The sequence below is a fragment of the Alsobacter ponti genome, assembly GCF_024294805.1.
GTDB classification, from domain to species: domain Bacteria; phylum Pseudomonadota; class Alphaproteobacteria; order Rhizobiales; family Beijerinckiaceae; genus Alsobacter; species Alsobacter ponti.
On the sequence record NZ_JANCLU010000003.1, the window covers coordinates 19,705 to 43,124 of the forward strand.

The following is a 23,420-nucleotide window of genomic DNA, read 5'->3' on the forward strand; positions in this document are numbered from 1 at the left end:
CGCGGCGGGCCGGAGCGGTCCCATACGGCAATCCGGCCCGCGACGCCAGCGCGCGTCGAAAAAGACCCCGCCGACGGGCGTCGGCGGGGCCATGGACCGGACTTGCCGGTGGACCGGAGGGCGGCTCAGACGATGAGGAAGTCGGCCGCCGTGATGGCAGGTTTGCCTGTCAGGGTCACGACCAGCTGCGCCGTGCCCGCGCCGTTGCCGTCCGCGTCGTAGTACAGGTTGCCGGTGTTGGTGTCGTAGAACAGCCGGATATCCGCCGTGGTGGCCGCCGTCATGCCGGCGCCCGAGGCGAAGCTGGTCGCCGCCAGCGCGCCGGCCGCCCCGAGCGCCGTGAACGCGGCATTATCGAACGCGAGGGTATCGTCCGTACCAGCGTCGCAACGGTCGGTTCCAACGAGGCTATCGAAGACGAACCGGTCCGCACCGCCGCCGCCGCTCAACGTATCGTTGCCGGAGCCGCCGATAAACGTGTCTCTGCCCACGCCTGAGCTTAGGTTGTCGTTGCCGCCCATCCCGTAAAAAACGCTCGATCCACCATAGTTTTGGCGGACGTCGAATGTATTGCTCGAAGCATTACCCGTGATGTTCATACCGGACCACGATTCGATCCATACCTTTTCGACATTCGCGGCCATCGTGAAGGTTAGCCTGCTAGTTCCAGCCTCGATATAATAGTTATCGGTTCCCTCGCCCGCAGCCTCGACGACCGTGGAGCCGGTGGAGTTGATGAAGTAGGTATCGTTGCCGACGCCGCCCGCGAGCGTATCCGCGCCACCCCGGGAGTAGAGGTCATCGTCTCCGGCCCCGCCGATCATCGATTCCGCGCTGGTGTCGCCGATAAGACAGTCGTTCCCGATTCCGCCATCGAGCGTATTGGCGCCCGTGCCGCCGTCCAGCGTGTCGGCGCCATCGCCGCCGGATAGCGAGTCGGCCGCGTTGCCGCCGATGAGCACGTTGGCGTTCGCATCGCCGATCAGCGTGCTCGCGGCCGTCGTCGATCCGGTGACGTTCTCGATGTTGACCAGGGCGTCGAGCTGCGCGTCCCCGCCCATGACGATGCTCAGCGTCGAGCCGGCTAACGTGACAAAGACGCTACCCGCGGACCCGGCGTAGCTGACCGTGTCGATCCCGGCTCCGCCGTCGATCGAATCCGCGCCCGCTCCGCCGGTCAGCAAATCCGCGCCGTCGCCGCCCAGCAGCGTGTCGTTGGCCGAGCCGCCGCTCAGCGTATCGTCGCCCGCCATGCCGCTGAGCGAGTCAGCCCCCACTCCACCGTTCAGGACGTTATTCAACGTGTCGCCGATGAGAGTGTTGGCCGCCGTGGAGGAGCCGATGATGTTCTCGATGTTCCTCAGCACATCGTTGGCCGCGTCCCCGCCGGTCACGACGGCGTTGCCGGACCCGTTCAGCGTGACCGAAATGCCTCCGCCGGCCGAATAGTCGACGGTGTCGAAATCGGCGCCGCCGTCGATCGTGTCCGCTCCCACGCCCCCGTAGAAATAGTCGGCGCCGGCCCCGCCGATCAGGGAATTCGCGCCGTCGTCGCCGTCCAGCGTGTCATCGCCGGACCCGCCGTTCAGCCTGTCGTTGCCGAGGCCGCCCCATAGGGAATCGTTCGCACTCCCGCCGGTGAGCGAATTATTGAGCGTGTCGCCGATCAGCGTGTTCGCCGCCGTCGACGATCCCGTGAAGTTCTCGACGTTGCGGACATTGCCGCTGGCGGCGCCGCCGACGTAGACCGTCGCGGCGGTCGCGCCGTTCAGCGTCACGCTAACAGCGGTCGTCTCCGCCGCGAAGGTGACCAGGTCGGTGCCGGCGCCGCCGTCGATGGTGTCGCCATCGGTCCCGCCATCGCCGACGATGGTGTCATTGCCATTGCCCGCGTCGATGGAGTCGGCCCCCAGTCCGCCCCAGAGGCTGTCATTGCCGTCGTTGCCCCTCAGCGTGTCGGCCCCACCGCCGCCCGAGAGGGTGTCGGCGGCCGCGCCGCCGGTCAGGATGTTGGCCGCAGTGTCGCCGGTGAGCGAGTTGGCGGCGGTCGACGAGCCGATCACGTTCTCGACGTTGACGACGGAGCCGTTCGCGGCGCCCCCGACGGTCACGCTCGCGGCGGTTGTGGTGTTCAGCGTCACGGAGACGCCGCCCGTCGCCGCCGAGAAGTTCACCGTGTCAATTTCCGTGCCGCCATCGATCGTGTCGGCGTCCGCGCCGAGGCCGCCGATGATGCTGTCGTTCCCCGCCCCGGCGGAAATGGAATCCGCCCCCGCGCCGCCATCGAGCGTATCGGCCCCGCCGCCGCCGTTCAGCGTATCGGCTCCCGCGCCGCCCGAGAGTGTGTCGGCGGCCGCTCCGCCGGTGAGCACGTTGTTCAACGTGTCGCCCACCAGCGTGTTCGCGCCCGTGCCTGAGCCGGTCACGTTCTCGACGTTGCGCACCGTGCCGCTCGCCACGCCGCCGACGGTCACGTTGGCGTCCGTCGCGCCGTTCAGCGTCACCGAAACGCCGCCGGTCGCCGCCGTGAAGTCCAGCGTATCGACGTCCGCGCCACCATCGATCGTGTCGCCGTTCGCGCCGGCTCCTCCAACGATGGTGTCGTTCCCCGCGCCGGCCGAGACGGAATCCGCCCCCGCGCCGCCATCGAGCGAATCGGCCCCGCCGCCGGCGTCCAGCGTGTCGGCGCCGGCGCCGCCCGAGAGCGTGTCGGCGGCCGCGCCGCCGGTGAGCGCGTTGGCGGCCGAGTCGCCAGTCAGCGCGTTCGCCGCCGTCGCCGAGCCGATCACGTTCTCGACGTTGCGCACGGTGCCGCTGGCCGCGCCGCCGACGGTCACGTTCGCGGCGGTCGCGCCGTTCAGCGTCACCGAGACGCCGCCCGTCGCCGCCGAGAAGTCCAGCGTGTCGATGTCCGCGCCGCCGTCGATGGTGTCGCCGTTCGCGCCGGCTCCCCCGATGATGGTGTCGTTGCCCGCCCCGGCGTCGATGGAATCCGCCCCCGTCCCGCCGTCGAGCGAGTCGGCGCCGGCGGCGGCGACGAGCGTGTCGGCTCCCGCCGCGCCCAGGAGCGTGTCCGCGCCCGAGCCGCCGGTCAGGGCGTTGGCGTTCCCGTCGCCGGTGAGCGCGTTGGCCGCCGTGGCCGAGCCCACGATGCTCTCGACGTTGCGGACCGTGCCGTTGGCCACACCGCCGACGGTCACGTTCGCGGCGGTCGCGCCATTCAGCGTGACCGAGACGCCGCCGGTCGCCGCCGCGAAGGTGACGGTGTCAGAGTCCGCGCCGCCGTCGATGGTGTCGGCGTCCGCGCCGAGGCCGCCGACGATGCTGTCATTGCCCGCGCCGGCGGAGACGGAATCCGCCCCCACGCCGCCATCGAGCGTATCGGCCCCGTCGCCGCCATTCAGCGTGTCGGCCCCGTCGCCGCCATTCAGCGTGTCAGCGGCCGCGCCGCCTGTGAGCACGTTGTTCAGCGTGTCGCCGACCAGCGTGTTCGCGCCCGTCGCCGAACCGACGATATTCTCGATGTTGCGCACCGTGCCGCTGGCCACGCCGCCGATGGTCACCGCGACGTCGTTCGCGCCGTTCAGCGTGACCGAGACGCCGCCGGTCGCCGCCGCGAAGGTCACGGTGTCGACGTCCGCGCCACCGTCGATCGTGTCGCCGTCCACGCCGGCTCCTCCGACGATGGTGTCGTTCCCCGCGCCGGCCGAAATCGAATCCGCCCCCGCGCCGCCATCGATGCAGTCGTTTCCGTCCGCGCCGTTCAGCGTGTCGGCCCCGGCGCCGCCCGAGAGCGAGTCGTTGCCCGCGCCGCCGCTCAAGACGTTGGCGTTGACGTCGCCGACCAGCGTGTTCGCGCCCGTCGCCGAGCCGATCACGTTCTCGACATTGCGCAGAGAGCCGCTGGCCGCGCCGCCCACGGTCACCGCCGCGTCCGTCGCGCCGTTCAGCGTGACCGAGACGCCGCCGGTCACCGCCGCGAAGGTCACGGTGTCGACGTCCGCGCCACCATCGATCGTGTCGCCGTCCACGCCGGCTCCTCCGACGACGGTGTCGTTGCCTGCGCCGGCGGAGACGGAATCCGCCCCCGCGCCGCCATCGAGCGTATCCGCGCCGTCGCCGGCGTTCAGCGTGTCGGCCCCAGCGCCGCCCAGGAGCGTGTCCGCCGCCGAGCCGCCGGTCAGGGCGTTGTCGGCCGTGTCGCCGGTGAGCGCGTTCGCCGCCGTCGCCGAGCCGATGATGTTCTCGACATTGCGCACCGCGCCGTTGGCGACGCCGCCGACGGTCACGTTCGCGGCGGTCGCGCCGTTCAGCGTCACCACGACGCCGCCGGTCGCCGCCGAGAAGCTGACTGTGTCGGAGTCAGCGCCGCCGTCGATCGTGTCGGCGTTCGCGCCGAGGCCGCCGACGATGCTGTCATTGCCCGCCCCGGCCGAGATGGAGTCCGCCCCCACGCCGCCATCGAGCGTATCGGCGCCGTCGCCGCCATTCAGCGTGTCGGCCCCCGCGCCGCCCGCGAGCGTGTCGGCGGCCGCGCCGCCGGTGAGCACGTTATCCAGGGTGTCGCCGACCAACGTGTTCGCGCCCGTCGCCGAGCCGATCACGTTCTCGACGTTGCGCACCGAACCGCTCGCCGCGCCGCCGATGGTCACGTTCGCGGCGGTCGCGCCGTTCAGCGTCACCGAGACGCCGCCCGTCACCGCCGCGAAGGTCACGGTGTCGATGTCCGCGCCGCCGTCGATAACGTCGCCGTCCGTGCCGGCCGCGCCGACGATGGTGTCGTTGCCCACGCCGGCCGAGATGGAATCCGCCCCCGCGCCACCGTCGAGCGAGTCGTTGCCGGCGGCGGCGATGAGCGTGTCGGCTCCCGCCCCGCCCGACAGCGTGTCGTCCGCAGAGCCGCCGGTCAGGGCGTTGGCGGCCGAGTCGCCGGTCAGCGCGTTGGCCGCCGTCGCAGAGCCGATCACGTTCTCGACGTTGCGCAGCGTGCCGTTGGCCGCGCCGCCGACGGTCACCGCCGCGTCCGTCCCGCCGTTCAGCGTCACCGAGACGCCGCCGGTCGCCGCCGCGAAGCTGACCGTATCGATGTCAGCGCCGCCGTCGATCGTGTCGGCGTCCGCGCCGAGGCCGCCGACGATGCTGTCATTGCCCGCGCCGGCCGAGACGGAGTCCGCCCCTGCCCCGCCATCGAGCGTATCGGCCCCGTCGCCGCCATTCAGCGTGTCGGACCCGACGCCGCCCGCAAGCGTGTCGGCGGCCGCGCCGCCGGTGAGCACGTTATCCAGCGCGTCGCCGATCAGCGTGTTCGCGCCCGTCGCCGAGCCGATCACGTTCTCGACGTTGCGCACAGTTCCGCTGGCCACGCCGCCGATGGTCACGTTGGCGGCCGTCGCGCCGTTCAGCGTCACCGAGACGCCGCCCATCGCCGCCGCGAACGTCACCGTGTCGGCATCCGCGCCGCCATCGATGGTGTCTCCGTCCGCGCCGACTCCGCCGACAATGGTGTCATTGCCCGCGCCGGCCGAGACGGAATCCGCCCCTGCCCCGCCATCGAGCGTATCGGCCCCGTCGCCGCCATTCAGAGTGTCGGACCCGACGCCGCCCGCAAGCGTGTCGGCGGCCGCGCCACCGGTGAGCACGTTATCCAGCGTGTCGCCGACCAACGTGTTCGCGCCCGTCGCAGAGCCGATCACGTTCTCGACGTTGCGCACCGTGCCGCTGGCCGCGCCGCCCACGGTCACCGCCGCGTCCGTCGCGCCGTTCAGCGTCACCGAGACGCCGCCGGTCGCCGCCGAGAAGTCCACCGTGTCGACATCCGCGCCGCCGTCGATCGTGTCGCCGTTCGCGCCGGCTCCTCCGACGATGGTGTCGTTGCCCGCCCCGGCGTCGATGGAATCCGCCCCCGCGCCACCGTCGAGCGAGTCGGCGCCGGCGGCGGCGATGAGCGTGTCGGCTCCCGCCGCGCCCAGGAGCGTGTCGGCGGCCGAGCCGCCGGTCAGAACGTTGGCGTAGCCGTCGCCGGTGAGCGCGTTGGAGGCGCTCGATGAGCCCACGATGTTCTCGACGTTGCGCACAGCGCCGCTGGCCACGCCGCCGACGGTCACGTTCGCGGCCGCCGAGCCGGTCAGCGCCACCGAGACGCCGCCGGTCGCCGAAGCGAAGGTCACGGTGTCGGTATCCGCGCCGCCATCGATGGTGTCGCCGTCCGTGCCGACTCCGCCGATGATGGAGTCGGCGCCCGCGCCGGCCGAGACGGAATCCGCCCCAGCGCCGCCATTGAGCGTATCGGCCCCATCGCCGCCATTCAGCGTGTCGGCGCCGGCGCCGCCCGCAAGCGTGTCGGCGGCCGCGCCGCCAGTGAGAACGTTATCCGACGTGTCACCCACGAGCGTGTTCGCGCCCGTCGCCGAACCGACAATGTTCTCGACGTTGCGCACCGTGCCGCTCGCCACGCCGCCGATGGTCACCGCCGCGTCGGTCGCTCCGTTTAGCGTCACCGAGACGCCGCCGGTCGCCGCCGCGAAGGTCACGGTGTCGATGTCCGCGCCGCCGTCGATGGTGTCGCCATCCGTGCCGACCGCGCCGACGATGGAGTCGTTGCCCGCGCCGGCCGAGACGGAATCCGCCCCCGCGCCGCCATCGAACGTATCGGCGCCGTCGCCGCCGGTCAGCGTGTCGGACCCGGCGCCGCCCGCAAGCGTGTCGGCGGCCGCGCCGCCGGTCAGGACGTTGGCGTTACCGTCGCCGACCAATGTGTTCGCGCCCGTCGCCGAGCCGATCACGTTTTCGACGTTGCGCACCGTGCCGCTGGCCGCGCCGCCGATGGTCACCGCCGCGTCCGTCGCGCCGTTCAGAGTCACCGAGACGCCGCCGGTCGCCGAAGCGAAGGTCACAGTGTCGAGGTCCGCGCCGCCGTCGATCGTGTCGCCGTTCGCGCCGGCTCCGCCGACGATGGTGTCATTGCCCGCGCCGGCCGAGACGGAATCCGCCCCCAGACCGCCGTCGAGCGTATCCGCGCCGTCGCCGGCGTTCAGCGTGTCGGCCCCAGCGCCGCCCAGGAGCGTGTCCGCCGCCGAGCCACCGGTCAGGACGTTGGCGTTACCGTCGCCGGTGAGCGCGTTGGCGGCCGTAGCCGAGCCGATGATGTTCTCGACATTGCGCACCGTGCCGTTGGCCGCGCCGCCGACGGTCACATTAGCCGCGGTCGCGCCGTTCAGCGTCACCGAGACGCCGCCCGTCGCCGCCGAGAAATTCACCGTGTCCGCGTCCGCGCCGCCGTCGATGGCGTCCGCGTTCGCGCCGAGGCCGCCGACGATGCTGTCGGCGCCCGCGCCGGCCGAGACGGAGTCCGCCCCTAGACCGCCATCGAGCGTATCGGCGCCGTCGCCGCCGTCCAGCGTGTCAGCCCCGGAGCCGCCCGAGAGCGTGTCGGCGGCCGCGCCGCCGGTGAGCACATTATCCAGCGTGTCGCCGACCAGCGTGTTCGCGCCCGTCGCCGAGCCGACGACGTTCTCGACGTTACGGACCGTGCCGCTGGCCACGCCGCCCACGGTCACCGCCGCGTCGGTCGCGCCGTTCAGCGTCACCGAGACGCCGCCGGTCGCCGCCGAGAAGGTCACGGTGTCGATATCCACGCCACCGTCGATCGTGTCGCCGTCCGTGCCGGTTCCGCCGACGATGGTGTCGGCGCCCGCGCCGGCCGAGACGGAATCCGCCCCCAGGCCGCCATCGAGCGAATCGGCTCCACCGCCGCCGTTCAGCGTGTCGGCCCCGGCGCCGCCCGCCAGCGTGTCGGCGGCCGAGCCGCCGGTGAGGGCGTTGGCGAGGCCGTCGCCGGTGAGCGAGTTCGCGGCCGTCGCCGAGCCGATCACGTTCTCGACGTTGCGCACCGTGCCGCTGGCCACGCCGCCAACGGTCACCGCCGCGTCGGTCGCGCCGTTCAACATCACCGAGACGCCGCCCGTGGCGGCCGCGAAGGTCACCGTGTCGGTATTCGACCCGCCGTCGATCGTGTCGGCATCCGCGCCGACGACGCCGAGGATGGTATCGTTGCCCGCGCCGGCCGCGATCGAATCCGCCCCCACACCGCCGTCGAGGGAGTCGGAGCCGCCGCCGCCGTTCAGCGTGTCGGCCCCGCTGCCGCCGGCCAGCGAGTCGTTCAGGTTGCCGCCCGTGAGCGCGTTGTCCGCCGTGTCGCCGACAAGCGTGTTCGCCGCCGTGAGCGAGCCGATCACGTTCTCGACGTTGCGGATCGTGCCGCTCGCCGCGCCGCCGATGGTCACGTTCGCGGCGGTCGCGCCGTTCAGCGTCACCGAGACGGCGCCCGTCGCCGCCGCGAATGTCACCGTGTCGGAGTCCGCGCCGCCGTCGATCGTGTCGCCGTCCGAGCCGGCCGCGCCGAAAATGGTGTCGTTCCCCGCGCCGGCCGAGACGGAATCCCCCCCTGTCCCGCCATCGAGGGAGTCGTCGCCGTCGCCGCCGTCCAGCGTGTCGGCGTCCGCGCCGCCCATCAGCGTGTCGGCTCCGATGCCGCCGGAGAGCGAGTCCGCGCCCGCGCCGCCATCGAGGGAGTCGTTGCCGTCGGCCCCGATCAGCGTGTCGGCGCCGGCAAGCCCGATGAGCGTGTCGTCGCCGGCGCCGCCGTTCAGGCTGTCCGCCGCGCTACCGCCCGTCAGGACGTTGGAGTTGGCGTCGCCGGTCAGCGTGTTCGCGTAGCCCGACGAGCCTGTGACGTTCTCGATGTTGGAGAGGCTGTCGCCCTGGGCGAAGCCCCCGCTCGCGGTGCGCGCCGCCAGGTCGATGACGACGCCGGCCGTGGAAGCCGAATAGTCGACCGTGTCGGTCCCGGTACCGCCGTCCATGGTCTCCGCGTCGGCGCTCCCGGCGAGCGTGTCGTTGACGCCGTTTTGGCCGGGAACCATGACGCCTGCCGCCTTCACCGTCTCGGTGACGTTGCCGCTGTCCTCGTAGCTGAGTTCCACCGTGATCTTCTGGCCCACGTCAGCGGCCGTCAGCAGGTAGGTCGCGGCGATGGCGTTGGCGATGGCCACGCCATTGCGGAACCACTGATAGCGCCGCGAGCTCGCCACGATGCCGTCGACATCGGCCACGCCGGAGATGTCGGCCGTCAGCGTCTGGCCCAGGACGGGCGTTCCGGTGATGGCGACTGACCCGGTCGGGGCGTCGTTCACGCCCGTCACCGTCCACTTCACCTTCGCTTCCGTCTTCGCGCCCTTCTCGTCCATGACGTAGTAGGTCACCTCCACGTCCCGCGTCTGCCCCGCGCCGATTGACTGGAACGCGGCGTTGGCCGGGTCGAGCGTAAAGGTCTTGTTCTCAGCGTCGTAGGTGACGCCGGCCGGCAACGTCGTCGGCACGTCGGTGACGCTCACAGACGAGCCAGCGTCGACGTCGCTGGCGTTGGCGAGCGCGTTGAGCGTCGAGGATGCGCCGCCCTCGGTCGCCGTTCCCGTCACGTTGCCGGTCACCGTCGGCGCGTCGTTCGTGCCGGTGATCGTGACCGTCAGAACCTGCTCCGTGCCGTCCACGGAAGTGACGGTGATGGTGTCGTTCACCTCCTCCCCGTCGGCCAGCGCCTGAACCGCGGCGAGCGTGTTGCCGAGCGTGTAGGTCCAGTGGCCGGACGCGTTCATGGAGAACGTGCCGTAGCCGTTGTCGCCCGCCTGGGACGTCACCGCCGTGAACGTGTTGTCGGGGTTGTCGACGTCGTCGGCCAGCAGCGTGCCCGAGACGGTCGCCGTTCCGGTCGTCCCCGCGCCGGCCTCCGTCACGGAACCCGTCGTGTCGCCGGAGATGACGGCCGGAATGTTCTTGCCCTTGATGGTGACGGTCAGCGTTTTCGTGGTGCCATCTTCGGCTTCGACCACCAGCGTGTCCGTCAGTTCCTCACCGGGGGGGAGCGCCGCGACCGTGGCGTTGGCGGCGTCGAGCGTGTAGGTCCAGTGTCCGGCCTCGTCCATGACGAACGTGCCGTAGTTGTTGGCTCCCGGCGTCCCGGCCGCGACCGCCATGAAGGTCTCGGCGTCGTCCTCGTCCGTGATGGTCAACGTGCCAGAAATGGTGTTCGAGTCGCCCGCCTGCACCGGCTTCTCGATGGTCTTGGAGAGGTCGCCGCCGATCACGGCCGCATCGCTCTTGCCGTGAATCGTGACCGTCACGGTCTTCGACGTGCCGTCCTGCGACTTGACGTCGAACGTGTCCGTCAGCGTGTCGCCGTCATGGAGCGCCTTCACCGCCGCGTTGGCGTTGTCGACCGTGTAAGTCCACTGGCCGTTCGCCGTGACCGTGTAGGTCCCGTAGCCGTTGCCGCCGGCGGTTGCAGTGGTGACCGCCTGGAAGGCGTCCGTCGTGTTGTCGACGTCGGCGGCGGCGAGATCGCCCGTCGCGCTCGGCGTCCCGGCGGACGTTCCGGCCGCCTCGGTGACGGACCCGGTGTCGGCGCCCGTGATGACCGCCGCGTCGTTCTTGCCGTGAATGGTGATCGTCACCTCGGACTGCGTGCCGTCGGCGGTCCGCACCGTCAACGTGTCGGTGAGGGTGCTGCCCTCGTTCAAGGCCTGCACGCTCGCGTTGGAATCGTCGAGCGTGTAGGTCCAGCGGCCGGACGCGTCCAGGGAGAACGTGCCATAGCCGTTGTCGGACGCCGTGCCGGCCGCCACGATCTGGAAGGAGCTCTGCCCAGTGTCCACGTCGGTCACGGTGAACGTGCCCGAGGCGCCGGCCACGCCGGCCGTCGCGTTGGCGACGCCGCCCTTCTCGGTCACCTCGCCCGTCGAGGTTCCGCCGATCACGGGGGCGTCGTTCGCGCCGGTGACGGTGATCGTCACGGTCGTCGAAGTGCCGTCCGCCGACTGGACCGTGAAGGTCTCCGTCTTGGTCTCGCCCTCGGTCAGAGCCTGCGTCGCGGCCTTGGAGTTATCGAGCGCGTAGGTCCACGAACCGTCGGCGTTCAAGGAGAACGTGCCGTACGTGCCCGCCACCTCGTCCGCCTGGAACGTCGCCTCGTCGGTGTCGACGTCGGCGACCGTGAGCCGCCCGGTCGCCGTCGCCCTTCCGGCCGCGGCGTTCGCCGCGCCCCCGGCCTCGACGACCGTTCCCGACGTGTCGCCGCCAATCGTCGCGTCGTCATTGACGCCGGTGACCGTCCAGCTCGCGGAAGTGGCGGTCTTCGCGCCCTTCTCGTCCTGGACGTAGTAGTTCACCGTCACCGTCTGCGTCACGCCAGCCGCCAGCGACTGATATGCCGCGTCGGTGGGATCGAACGTGAAGCTGTGGGTCGTGGCGTTGTAGGTGACGCCGGCGGGCAGCGTCGCCGGCAGATCGGTCACGCTCAACGTCGCGCCGTCGTCGACATCGCTGGCGTTGGCGAACGCGTTCACCGTGGAGGACGAGCCGTCCTCCGTCGCCGTCCCCGTCACCGCGCCGCTGACGGTGGGTGCGTCGTTCGTGCCGGTGATCGTCCAGCTCACCTTCGCGGCGGTCTTCGCGCCCTTCTCGTCGCTGACGAAGTAGTTCACCTCGATCGTCTGCGTCACCCCATCGGCCAGATGATCGTAGGCGGAATTCGCGGGGTCGAAGGTGAAGCTGTGGGTCGAGGCGTCGTAGGTCACGCCGGCCGGCAGCGTCGCCGGCACGTCGGTCACGCTGAGAGTCGCGCCGTTATCGACGTCGCCGGCGTTAGCGAACGCGTCCAGCGTCGAGGACGCGCCGCCTTCGTTCACCGTTCCCGTCACGGCTCCGCTCACCGTCGGCGCGTCGTTCGTGCCGGTCACGAGCCAGGTCACGGAGGCGGGGGTCGAGGCGCCATTCTCGTCGGTGACGTTGTAGGTCACCGTCACGCGCAGCTCCTCGCCGGCCGCCAGCGACTGGTACGCCGCGTCGGCGGGATCGAAGGTGAAGCTGTGGGTGGTTGCGTCGTACGTGACGCCGGCCGGCAGCGTCGCCGGCAGGTCGGTCACGCTCAAGGTCGAGCCGGCATCGACGTCGTGGGCGTTGGCGAACGCGTCCAGCGTCGAGGTCGCGCCGTCCTCCGTCGCCGTCCCCGTCACCGCGCCGCTGACCGTCGGCGCGTCGTTCGCGCCCGTGACGGTCACGACGACGGTGGTCGAGGTGCCGTCGGCCGACCGCACGACGAAGCTTTCGGTCGCGGTCTCACCTTCCCTCAGAGCCTGCGTTGCGGCCTTGGTGTCGTCGAGCGTGTAGGTCCACGCGCCGTCGGTCCCCACGGAGAACGAGCCGTACGTGCCCGTCACTTCGGCCGCCCGGAACGTGGCTTCGCCGGTGTCCACGTCGGTCACCGTGAGCTGCCCGGTCGCGGTCGGGGTCCCGGCCGTGGCGTTCTCCGCGCCCCCGGCCTCGACCGCGTCGCCGGTGGTGGAGCCCGCGATCACCGCGGCGTCATTGACGCCGACCACAGTAAAGACGACCGACGCGGCGGTCGTGTTGGAGCCGTCGCTGACCTGGTAGGCCACCGAGAAGGTGCGCGCTTCTCCCTCGGGCAGCGCCTCGAACTGGGCGAGCGTGGGATCGAAGGAGAAGCTGTGCGTCGTCGCGTCGTAGCTCACGCCCGGCGGAAGCTCCGTGGGCACGTTGAGCACGGTCAGCGCCTTGCCGGATTCCGCGTCGCTGGCGTTGGCGAGCGCGTCGAGCACGACAGAGCCCCCGCCCTCCTCCGCCCGGCCGGCCACCGGCCCCGACACGGCCGGCGCCTGGTTCGCCACGACGAGGACCTGCTGCTCCGACACCGGGACGTCCAGGGCGCGGGCTTCAGTCAACGGCGGCTCGATCTTGACGGGATTGGCGAAAATACGGGCGTCGAGCGGGTCGGTCCGGATCCCGATCTGCGAGGAGCTGCCGTCACGAAAAGCCTCGCTCGAGCCGATCTTCGTCCCCGAGCCCGAGCCCTTGGGGTCGAACGTGCCCGTGGACTCCGGCGAGGACTTGCCGCCGCCGCCCTTCACGCCGTCGCCGTCGACCTTGGCGCCATCCGGCTCGCGCCCGAACGCTTCCGAGGAGCCCTTGCCGGTGTCGGACGAGCCCTTGGCCCCGTCCGACGAGCCCTTGACGGAATCGGACGAGCCCTTGGGGTCGCCGTTCGCTCCGTCAGGTCGCGCCGCCTTGTCCTCCGGCTTGGCGTCGCCGCTGGCCCCCGGCTGAGCACCGCCCTGCTGGGCCGCGGACTGGCCCGCGGAGACCGCCAACGCCGACAGAAGACCCACCAGCCAATGAGGTCCGGAGCCAGCTCCCTTTCCGGCAACGCGCCGGGAGCGCTTGAACGACTGGCGACCGTCAACCGGGTGGTGCGTCATAGTAATTCTCGCGAAATATATAATTATGGTTGTTAAATATAAGAATACAACCTAAGGTCGAATACTGTCGTCATATCTATATGGCCCATTGAATAACGCGACCCGTTATCAACGTCCAGCGTGAATGTGCGCAATTCAACAAGTTTGATTACCATTCATGATTAACCGCCGACCCAAAATGTGATCGAGCTTGCGAGCGCGGCCGAACCCAACTCGTCGCGGATGGCCCGCGCATGTCATCTCGCTCCTCACTTGCTTGCGCCCTTCCGCACCCCCGCACAGAGAAGGACGGGACATTCGTGGCGCCGCCCTTCCAGGGAGCGAGCACGTCGCCATCCATGGTTAGCTTCGACGTTCGGCTCGTGCTGAAAACGATGCCGGTTGGAGCAAATGACTGAAGACGTGGCGCTCGTCCCCGCCGCAACCGCCAATCGACGCGCGACGGGTCGGCGGCGCCCAGCGGGCCACGGAAATGAAAAAGGCCGGAGCCTCGCGGCTCCGGCCTTGGACTCAGATCGACGGTGCGGCCGTCGAGGGCGTCAGTTGCCTTCGGGCGTGCGCAGGCCGATCCACTTGTCGCGGACCTGCTCGTAATGGACCGCCGGGTCGTACTTGGCGACCGAGAGCTTCAGCTTCTGCGCCGAGAGCCCGCCCACCGACGCCAGCAACGCGTAGGAGGCGACCACCCGGTCGCGCTGCGACTGGATCAGGGCGACGCGCACGCTCAGCAATTCCTGCTGCGCGTTCAGCACGTCGAGCGTGGTGCGCTGGCCGACCTTGGCCTCCTCGCGCACGCCGTTCAGCGCGATCTCTGAAGCCTTGATGCTGGCCTGTCCCGCCGTGATCCGCTCCTTGGTCGCCTCGAGCTGCCCCCAGGCGGACACCACGTTGGCGCGAACCTGTTCGCGGGCCTGGTCGGCGTCGAGCCGACGCTGACCGAGCGTTTCCTTCGCCTGGCGGACCCGGGAGTAGACCTCGCCGCCCTCGTAGATCGGCACGGTCACCAGCGCCTGCACCGTTCCCTGCGTCTGATCGCGGTGGGAGCTCTGGTAGTCCCAGCGCTGCGTCGCGGTGCCGCGCAGGCCGACCGTCGGCAGCAATTCGCCCTCGGTGATCTTCACCTGCAGCTCGGCGGCGTCGACGTCGTGCAGCGCAGCCAGGATGTTTGGATGATTGGCCTGGGACGTCGCGACCGCCGCCTCGAGCGTGGCAGGCAGCAAGGCGTCAATCGCCTGGGCGGGGCTGAGGTCCTTGGCGTCCACGCCGATCGACTGGCGGTAGCGCGCGAGGCTGCCCTTGAGGTTGGCTGACGCGAGGCTCTCATCGGCATGCGCTGAGGCGAGGCGCGCCTCCGCCTGCGCCACGTCGGTGCGCGTCACTTCGCCGACATTGAAGCGGTCCTTGGTCTGGCGCACCTGCTCGGCCAGCACCTCGATGTTATTGCGGCGAAGGTCGAGGATCGCCGTGTCGCGCAACACGTCCATATAGGCGGTGGAGCCGTCGAGCAGGGTGGACTGCTCGGCCTGGCGCAACTGCTCGCGCGCCTTGAGGACCGTGCTGTCCGCCCGGCGCACCGAATTGACGGTGCGGTTGCCGCTCCAGACGTTCTGGTCGATCTGGATGCCGAGGCCGCGGGGAAAATATTTGTCGTTTGAGGTCCGCCCGCCGATCACGCTGTCCTGGGCGGTGTAGCCCGCGTCCCCGGACGCCGCGGCGCGAGGGCGATAGCCTGACAGCGCCTGCGGCACCACCTCGTCCACGGCCCGCGCCCCGGCGCGGGACGAGTTGAGCTGGGGATTGCCGGCGTAAGCCCTGGCGAGCGCGCCTTGCATGGTCTCGGCGGCGGCCGGTCCGGCCAGTGCGCACGTCGCGGCGCCAATCATCAAGAGAATACGCGAAGCGCTAAGTGAAAGATCTGCCAAGATAAACACCGTGCGTTTAAAATCGACGCAATTGCCCAATGGACGCAAGCGACGCGGCGCGGAAAACAATTTGCGCCAACCTGCTTACCAAAGTGAAAGGTGAACTCAAGTCGGAATTCCTGGCTTTTCAGCCTAGCTGGCGGAACATCTCCTGAAAAATCGAATAAGTGGTACAAATTTGTGACATTTCGAGTTGAAATATACAACTTATGATTGCATTATTGTTGTTTATACTACTTACGCCTTTGCCATTTAGCCCTTGGCCGACGCCGTTCGCCCTCCTCCACCGCCGGTCACGCACTCGTGCGCCGCGAATCACCTCGTTTCCTTGCCCGGGGTCCGGAAACTTGCAATCTGGGTCAATCCCAGCGCCGCGCGCGCAAGTTCCGCTCGGAGGCTCGCCATGATCGTATCCCGGCGCTCCCTTCTTGCCATCGGCGGCGTGTCGCTGCTGGCCCGCCCCGCCGTCGCGCAACAGGCGGGCATGACGGCCGTCACCGCCTACAGGTTTAGCTTCGATGCGCTCGGCGGCGGACAGATCAAGCTGTCGGATTTTGCGCAACGGCCTATCCTCGTGGTCAACACCGCCTCGTTCTGCGGCTTCGCCAACCAGTTCGAGGGGCTGGAGAAGCTATGGGCGACGCTGGGTCCGCGCGGACTGGCGGTCATCGGCGTGCCGTCCAACGATTTCGGCGGCCAGGAGCCCGGCGCGGCGTCGGAAACCCGCGAGGTGGCGACGCAGCATGGCGTCACATTCCCGCTCGCGGCGAAGACGGTCGTCGCCGGGCCCAACGCGCATCCGTTCTATCGCTGGGCGGCTTCGCTGCGCCCGCGCGAGACCCCGCGCTGGAACTTCCACAAATATCTGGTGGGAGCGGACGGCCATCTCGCCGGCGTCTTCGCCACGGAAGTGGAGCCCGAAGCGCCGCCGCTGGTCCTGGCGATCCAGAAGGAACTGGCGGCCCGCTCCTGATCCGACGCCCCGATTGCGCCTGAAAATTCTCGCCTTCCCGTGCAAACATGTCGGTTCGGCGCTAGACTCGCGCGGCTGCGGGACAAGCGCGGCGCGGAGCGGCCAGCCTACGCTTTACGCGTTCGCGGTCGAGCGACCAAGCAAGTGGGACATGGGACGGGAATGACGGCAGGCCAGGCGCAGGCGGCGATCTTCGATCTGGACGAGGCGGGCCGGATCGTCGTCGCCCACCTTCATCTGGACGGCGCGCTGCTGCCGATCCTGCACGCGCTGCAGGAGCGCTTCGGCTACGTGCCCGCCGATGCGGTCCCGCTCGTGGCGGACGCCCTCAACCTGTCGCGCGCCGAGGTGCACGGCGTCCTCACCTTCTACCACGACTTCCGCCGCGCGCCGGCGGGACGGCACGTGCTCAAGATCTGCCGGGCGGAATCCTGCCAGGCCATGGGCTGCGAGAGCCTCGTCGAGCATCTCGCCGCCGAGCACGGGGTGACGCCCGGCGGCGTGACGGCCGACGGCCGGCTGACGGTCGAGACGGTCTATTGCCTCGGCAACTGCGCGCTGTCGCCGGCCGCCATGCTCGACGGCGAACTGATCGGCAGGCTCGAGCGGGACGGGCTCGACGCTCTCGTCAACGCCGCCAGGGGAGCCCGGCCGTGACCGTCGTCTACATCCCCCGCGACGCCGCCGCCCTGTCGGTCGGGGCCGAGCGCGTGGCCAAGGCGATCATGGCGGAGGCCGCGATCCGTGGCGAAACGATCACGCTGGTACGGACCGGCACGCGCGGCGCGTGCTGGCTGGAGCCGCTGGTGGAGATCGACATCGGCGGCGTGCGGCACGGCTACGGCCCGGTGACGCCCGCCGACGCGCCGTCGCTGTTCGACGCCAACTTCCTCTCCGGCGGCGCGCATCCGCTGGCGCTCGGGCCGGTCGAGGCGCTGGACTGGTTCGCCGGGCAGCAGCGCGTCACCTTCGCGCGCTGCGGCGTCATCGATCCGCTCTCGCTGGCCGCCTACGAGGCGCATGGCGGGCTCGCCGGGCTGCGCAAGGCGCTCGCCATTCCGTCGGCCGAGATCGTCGAGGCCATCAAGGCGTCGGGGCTGCGCGGGCGCGGCGGCGCGGGCTTCCCGGCCGGCATCAAGTGGGCCACCGCGCTGGCCGCCGAGTCCGAGACGAAATACGTCGTCTGCAACGCCGACGAGGGCGACAGCGGCACCTTCGCCGACCGCATGCTGATGGAGGGGGACCCGTTCAGCCTGATCGAGGGCATGATCGTCGCCGGCCTCGCGGTCGGCGCGTCCAAGGGCTTCGTTTATATCCGCTCCGAATACCCGCACGCCTTCCGCGCCATGGCCGAAGCCGTGGCCAAGGCCGAGGATGCCGGCCTGCTCGGCCCCTCGGTGCTCGGCTCCGGCCGGGCGTTCGCGATGGAACTGCGGCTGGGAGCCGGCGCATACATTTGCGGCGAGGAGACGTCGCTGCTGGAAAGCCTCGAGGGCCGACGCGGCCAGGTGCGCGCCAAGCCGCCGCTGCCGGCTATCAAGGGGCTGTTCGGACAGCCCACCATCGTCAACAACGTGCTGACGCTCGCCGCCGCGCCCTGGATCCTCGCGCACGGGCCGCAGGCCTACGCGGCGCTTGGGTGCGGCCGCTCGCTCGGCACGCTCACGGTGCAGCTCGCCGGCAATGTGCGCCGGGGCGGGCTCGTCGAGCTGCCGTTCGGAGCGACGCTGCGCCGGCTGATCGAGGAGTTCGGCGGCGGCACCGCCACGGGCCGGAAGCTGCGCGCCGTGCAGGTCGGCGGTCCGCTCGGCGCCTACCTGCCCGACAGCCTGCTCGACACTCCGCTCGACTACGAGGCGCTCGCCGCCGCGGGCGGCATGCTCGGGCACGGCGGCGTGGTGGTGTTCGACGACACCGTCGACCTGGCGAAGCAGGCGCGCTTCGCGATGGCGTTCTGCGCGCATGAGAGCTGCGGCAAGTGCACGCCCTGCCGCATCGGCTCGCAGCGCGGCGTCGAAGTCATCGACCGCATCGTCGCCGGCCATGAGCGCGCCGCCAACCGCGCCGTGCTGGACGACCTTCTGGAGTTGATGACCGACGCGTCGCTGTGCGCCCTGGGCGGGCTGACGCCGCTGCCGGTGCGCAGCGCGCTCGCCCATTTCCCCGAGGATTTCGAACGACCGGCGCGCGGCCCCACGCTGCGCGCGGCCGAGTAGGAGGCCGCCATGGGCCTGATCAAGGAACTCGACACCGGAACCCCCATCCGCGTGGCGGACCGTAGGGTCAGCCTCACCATCGACGGCGTGGCCGTCAGCGTGCCCGAGGGCACGTCGGTGATGGCCGCCGCCGCGTCCATGGGCACGCAGATCCCGAAGCTCTGCGCAACCGACATGCTGGAGCCGTTCGGCTCGTGCCGGCTCTGCCTCGTGGAGATCGAGGGAAGGCGCGGCACGCCCGCCTCGTGCACCACGCCGGTCGAGCCCGGCATGAAGGTCCACACCCAGACGCCGCGCCTGGCGCGGCTGCGCCGGGGCGTGATGGAGCTCTACATCTCCGACCACCCGCTCGACTGCCTCACCTGCCCGGCCAACGGCGACTGCGAGTTGCAGGACATGGCCGGCGTCGTGGGCCTTCGCGACGTGCGCTACGGCTATGCCGGCGCCAACCACTTCGAAGCGGAGACCGACGCCTCCAATCCCTATTTCAGCTTCGACCCGACCAAGTGCATCGTCTGCTCGCGCTGCGTGCGCGCCTGCGAGGAAGTGCAGGGCACGTTCGCGCTCACCATCGAGGGACGAGGCTTCGGCAGCGCCGTGTCGCCGGGCGGCACCGACTTCCTCGGATCGGAGTGCGTGTCGTGCGGGGCCTGCGTGCAGGCCTGCCCCACCTCGACGCTGATCGAGAAGAGCGTCATCGAGGCGGGCCAACCCGAGCATTCGGTCGTCACTACCTGCGCCTATTGCGGCGTCGGCTGCGCCTTCAAGGCCGAGATGCAGGGCGAGAGCGTCGTGCGCATGGTCCCGTTCAAGGGCGGCAAGGCGAACGAGGGGCATAGCTGCGTCAAGGGCCGCTTCGCCTGGGGTTACGCCACGCACAAGGACCGCATCGTTAAGCCGATGATCCGCGACCGGATCACCGACCCGTGGCGCGAGGTGAGCTGGGAGGAGGCGATCGGCCGCGCCGCCGGCGAGTTCCGGCGCATCCAGGCGCAATACGGGCGCGACGCCGTCGGCGGCATCACCTCCTCGCGCTGCACCAACGAGGAAACCTTCCTGGTCCAGAAGCTGGTGCGCGCCGGCTTCGGCACCAACAACGTCGACACCTGCGCCCGCGTCTGCCACTCGCCGACGGGCTACGGGCTGAAGCAGACCTTCGGCACCTCGGCCGGCACGCAGGACTTCCGCTCCGTCGATCATTCCGACGTGGTGCTGGTGATCGGCGCCAACCCGACGGACGGCCACCCCGTCTTCGCCTCCCGCCTGAAGAAACGCCTGCGCGCCGGCGCGCGACTGATCGTCGCCGACCCGCGCCGCATCGACCTGGTGAAGACGCCGCACGTTCGCGCCGACCATCACCTGCAATTGCTGCCCGGTTCCAACGTGGCGCTGATCAACGCGCTCGCCCATGTCGTCGTCACCGAGGGTCTTGTCGACGAGGCGTTCGTCCGCGAACGCTGCGACCTGCAGCATTTCGAGGTGTGGGCGCGCTTCATCGCCGAGGAGCGCAATTCGCCGGAGGCCACGCAGGCCATTACCGGCGTGCCGGCCGAGGAGGTGCGCGCCGCCGCGCGGCTCTACGCAACGGGCGGGGCGGCGGCGATCTATTACGGCCTCGGCGTCACCGAGCACTCCCAGGGCTCGACCATGGTCATGGGCATGGCCAACCTCGCCATGGTCACCGGCAATATCGGCCGCGACGGCGTCGGCGTGAATCCGCTGCGGGGGCAGAACAACGTGCAGGGCTCATGCGACATGGGCTCGTTCCCGCATGAGTTCTCCGGCTACCGGCATGTCTCCGACGACGCCACGCGCGACATGTTCGAGGCGCTGTGGGGCCGCGAGTTGTCGGCGGAGCCCGGCCTGCGCATCCCCAACATGCTCGACGAGGCCGTCGACGGGGCGTTCAAGGGCCTCTACATCCAGGGCGAGGACATCGCCCAGTCCGACCCCAACACGCAGCACGTCGTCGCCGGCCTGATGGCGATGGAGTGCGTCGTCATCCAGGACATCTTCCTCAACGAGACGGCGAAGTACGCGCACGTCTTCCTGCCCGGATCGTCCTTCCTGGAGAAGGACGGCACCTTCACCAACGCGGAGCGGCGCATCAGCCGGGTGCGCAAGGTGATGGCCCCCCTCGCGGGGATGGCGGACTGGGAAGTGACGATGGCGCTCTCCGAGGCGCTCGGCTACCCCATGGCCTACACTCACCCCTCCGAGATCATGGACGAGATCGCGCGGCTCACGCCCACCTTCGCCGGCGTCAGCTACGCCAGGCTGGACGAATTGGGCTCGGTGCAGTGGCCCTGCAACGACGCCGCGCCGGAAGGCACGCCGATCATGCATGTCGACCGCTTCGTGCGCGGCAAGGGCCAGTTCATGATCACCGAGTTCGTGCCGACGCAGGAGCGCACCGGCCCGCGCTTCCCGCTGATCCTGACCACCGGGCGCATCCTCACCCAGTACAATGTCGGCGCGCAGACGCGGCGCACGGCCAACCTCGTGTGGCACGACGAGGACGTGCTGGAGATCCACCCGTTCGACGCGGAGAGCCGCGGCGTCCGCGACGGCGACCTCGTGTCGCTGACCTCGCGCTCCGGCGAGATTTCGCTGCGCGCCCTGCTGACGGACCGGATGCAGCCGGGCGTCGTGTACACGACGTTCCACCACGCCGTGACCGGCGCCAACGTGGTGACCACCGACTACTCGGACTGGGCGACCAACTGTCCGGAATACAAAGTCACGGCGGTCGAGGTGCGGCGCACGAACCATCTCTCGAGCTGGCAGGAGCGCCACCGCGTGGAAGAGGAAGAACTGACGCGGGTCGACCGCGGCGCGGAGGCCGCCGAATGACGACGGAGCGGATGCTCACCATGGCGAACCAGATCGCCGACTTCTTCCGCTCCTTCCCGCACGAGGAGGCCGTGGCGGGCGTGGCGCAGCATGTCCGCCAGTTCTGGGACCCGCGCATGCGGCGCAAGCTGCTCGAGCATCTCGACGCCGGCGGCGAGGGGTTCGACCCGCTGGTGCGCGAGGCGGCGGCGCGGCTGCGCCAGCCGGCCTGAGACGTTTTCGCGCGGCGCCGACGCGCAATTCCGCTTTTCGCGGCGGCACCGCCGCCGTATCCATGGCTTCTCCCTATCGCTCAGGATCCCCCGCGTGACCGCTTCCACCGACCGTGCCGCGACGGCCGCCCCTTCAGCCCGCGCCGGCGAGACGACGGTGTTCAGGGTTTTGCTGGCGATCAGCTTGTCGCACTTCCTGAACGACGTGATGCAGTCGCTGATCCCGGCGATCTACCCGATCCTGAAGGACGATTTCAGGTTGGACTTCGGGCAGATCGGCATCATCACGCTCGCCTTCCAGCTCACCGCCTCGATGCTGCAGCCGCTCGTGGGCATCGCCACGGACCGGCGGCCGATGCCCTATTCGCTCCCGGTGGGCATGAGCTTCACGCTGGTCGGCCTGCTGCTGTTGTCGTGGGCGTCGAGCTTCGGCTGGCTCATCGTGGCGGTGGCGCTGGTGGGGGCGGGCTCGGCGGTGTTCCATCCCGAGGCGTCGCGGGTGGCGCGGCTCGCCTCAGGCGGCCGGCACGGGCTGGCGCAGTCGCTGTTTCAGGTCGGCGGCAACGCGGGCACGGCGGCGGGGCCGCTGCTGGCGGCGTTCATCGTGCTGCCGGGCGGCCAGCGCGGCATCGCGTGGTTCTCGCTGGTGGCGCTGGCGGGCATCTGCGTGCTCGCCTTCGTCGGCTCGTGGTACGCCGCCCATCGGCGGGCCGTGGCGGCGGGCGCGCGCAAGCCCGTCGAGGCCACCCGGCCGAACCTGACGCGCGGCGAGATCACGCGCACGCTCGTCATCCTGGTGACGCTGCTGTTCTCGAAGTTCTTCTATATGGCCTGCCTGGGCACCTACTACACGTTCTACCTGATCGAGACGTTCGACGTGTCGGTGCGCAACGCCCAGCTTTTGCTGTTCGTGTTTCTCGGCTCGGTGGCCGTGGGCGTGCTGGTGGGCGGGCCGATCGGCGACAGGTTCGGGCGACGGTTCGTGATCTGGTTCTCGATCCTCGGCGTGCTGCCCTTCACGCTGGCTCTGCCCTATGTGGGCCTCGCCGCGACGGTGGCGCTGACCGTGGTGATCGGCCTGGTGCTGGCGTCGGCCTCGTCGGCCATCCTCGTCTACGCGCAGGAGATGTTGCCCGGACGGGTCGGGCTCGTCTCGGGCGTGTTCTTCGGCTTCGCCTTCGGCCTGGGCGGCCTCGGCGCTGCGGTGCTCGGCGAACTCGCGGATATGACGAGCCTGACCTTCGTGTTCCGGCTGTGCGCCTTCCTGCCGGCGCTGGGCCTCCTCGCCGTGTTCATCCCGGACCTGAGCGCGGCCAGAAACCGCGTGGTCAGCGGATGAAACGCTCGACGTAGTCGGCCCCGAGGCCCACCTTCGCGTAGTGCGCCTTGCACATCTCGATCTTGGTGAACACGTCCTCGTAGCCCTGCACCTTGCCATCCGGGTCGACATAGATCATCGCGCCGTTGACCTGGAACAACGTCATCATTTCCTCGACGTCGCTGTCGACGACCAGAGTGTGGGTCTCGCCGGGGGCCTCGTAGACGTAACCGCCTTCGGTCGCCACCCAGTCGTGCTCGAGGTAGCGCCAACGTCCCTTGAGCACGAAGCCGTGCACCGGCTGCGGATGGCGGTGGCGCGACAGCACGCCGGACTTGCGCACGCGCAGGATGTTCTGCCAGTAGCCGCGCGAGGCCGAGAGGCACAGCGGCCGGAACCAGACGTTCTCCGCCTGCGGCACCCACACGCGCTCGTCGCGCGGCACGGCGTCGGGAATGACGATTTCCGGGGGGGAGAACTCGGGCTGCGGGTGGCGGTAGGGAACGCGCTTCTCGTCCGCCGTCTCGGTCATGCCGGCGCGGTTGGCGGCGGCGTCGCTGGGCTTTGTCCTGTCGTCCATGTGGATCCTCCCGCGCGG

Annotated in this window: 9 protein-coding genes; 6 read left to right on the forward strand and 3 right to left on the reverse strand. The window is 70.0% G+C overall.

Annotated elements, in window-relative coordinates; translation table 11 throughout:
- Nucleotides 1–125 precede the first annotated feature (125 nt).
- Complete coding sequence (locus NK718_RS03995) at nt 126–13,238, reverse strand: VCBS domain-containing protein (protein ID WP_254738856.1); 13,113 nt, start codon at nt 13,236–13,238, stop codon at nt 126–128.
- Between the two features lie 629 nt (nt 13,239–13,867).
- Nucleotides 13,868–15,160, reverse strand: coding sequence for a TolC family outer membrane protein (locus tag NK718_RS04000; protein ID WP_254738858.1), 1,293 nt, complete (start codon nt 15,158–15,160; stop codon nt 13,868–13,870).
- A gap of 493 nt (nt 15,161–15,653) precedes the next feature.
- Between NK718_RS04000 and NK718_RS04005 the strand changes: the two genes are divergently transcribed.
- The 6 genes from NK718_RS04005 (at nt 15,654) to NK718_RS04030 (ending at nt 22,843) form a co-directional block, all read left to right on the forward strand.
- Complete coding sequence (locus tag NK718_RS04005) at nt 15,654–16,223, forward strand: glutathione peroxidase (RefSeq protein WP_254738860.1); 570 nt, start codon at nt 15,654–15,656, stop codon at nt 16,221–16,223.
- 162 nt (nt 16,224–16,385) lie between these two features.
- Nucleotides 16,386–16,880, forward strand: a complete 495-nt coding sequence (locus tag NK718_RS04010; RefSeq protein WP_254738862.1) for a formate dehydrogenase subunit gamma — start codon at nt 16,386–16,388, stop codon at nt 16,878–16,880.
- Nucleotides 16,877–18,439, forward strand: a complete 1,563-nt coding sequence (locus NK718_RS04015) for a formate dehydrogenase beta subunit (RefSeq protein ID WP_254738864.1) — start codon at nt 16,877–16,879, stop codon at nt 18,437–18,439. The genes NK718_RS04010 and NK718_RS04015 overlap by 4 nt, the downstream gene beginning before the upstream one ends.
- A gap of 9 nt (nt 18,440–18,448) precedes the next feature.
- Nucleotides 18,449–21,292, forward strand: a complete 2,844-nt coding sequence (fdhF, locus tag NK718_RS04020) for a formate dehydrogenase subunit alpha (protein ID WP_254738866.1) — start codon at nt 18,449–18,451, stop codon at nt 21,290–21,292.
- Nucleotides 21,289–21,504, forward strand: a complete 216-nt coding sequence (locus NK718_RS04025) for a formate dehydrogenase subunit delta (RefSeq protein ID WP_254738868.1) — start codon at nt 21,289–21,291, stop codon at nt 21,502–21,504. The genes fdhF and NK718_RS04025 overlap by 4 nt, the downstream gene beginning before the upstream one ends.
- An 85-nt stretch (nt 21,505–21,589) precedes the next feature.
- Nucleotides 21,590–22,843 carry an MFS transporter gene (locus NK718_RS04030; RefSeq protein ID WP_371877216.1) on the forward strand — a complete coding sequence of 418 codons (1,254 nt, stop codon included), beginning with the start codon at nt 21,590–21,592 and terminating at the stop codon, nt 22,841–22,843.
- Here the strand turns inward: NK718_RS04030 and NK718_RS04035 are convergent.
- Complete coding sequence (locus NK718_RS04035; protein WP_254739307.1) at nt 22,833–23,354, reverse strand: 2,4'-dihydroxyacetophenone dioxygenase family protein; 522 nt, start codon at nt 23,352–23,354, stop codon at nt 22,833–22,835. The genes NK718_RS04030 and NK718_RS04035 overlap by 11 nt on opposite strands.
- Between the last annotated feature and the right edge of the window lie 66 nt (nt 23,355–23,420).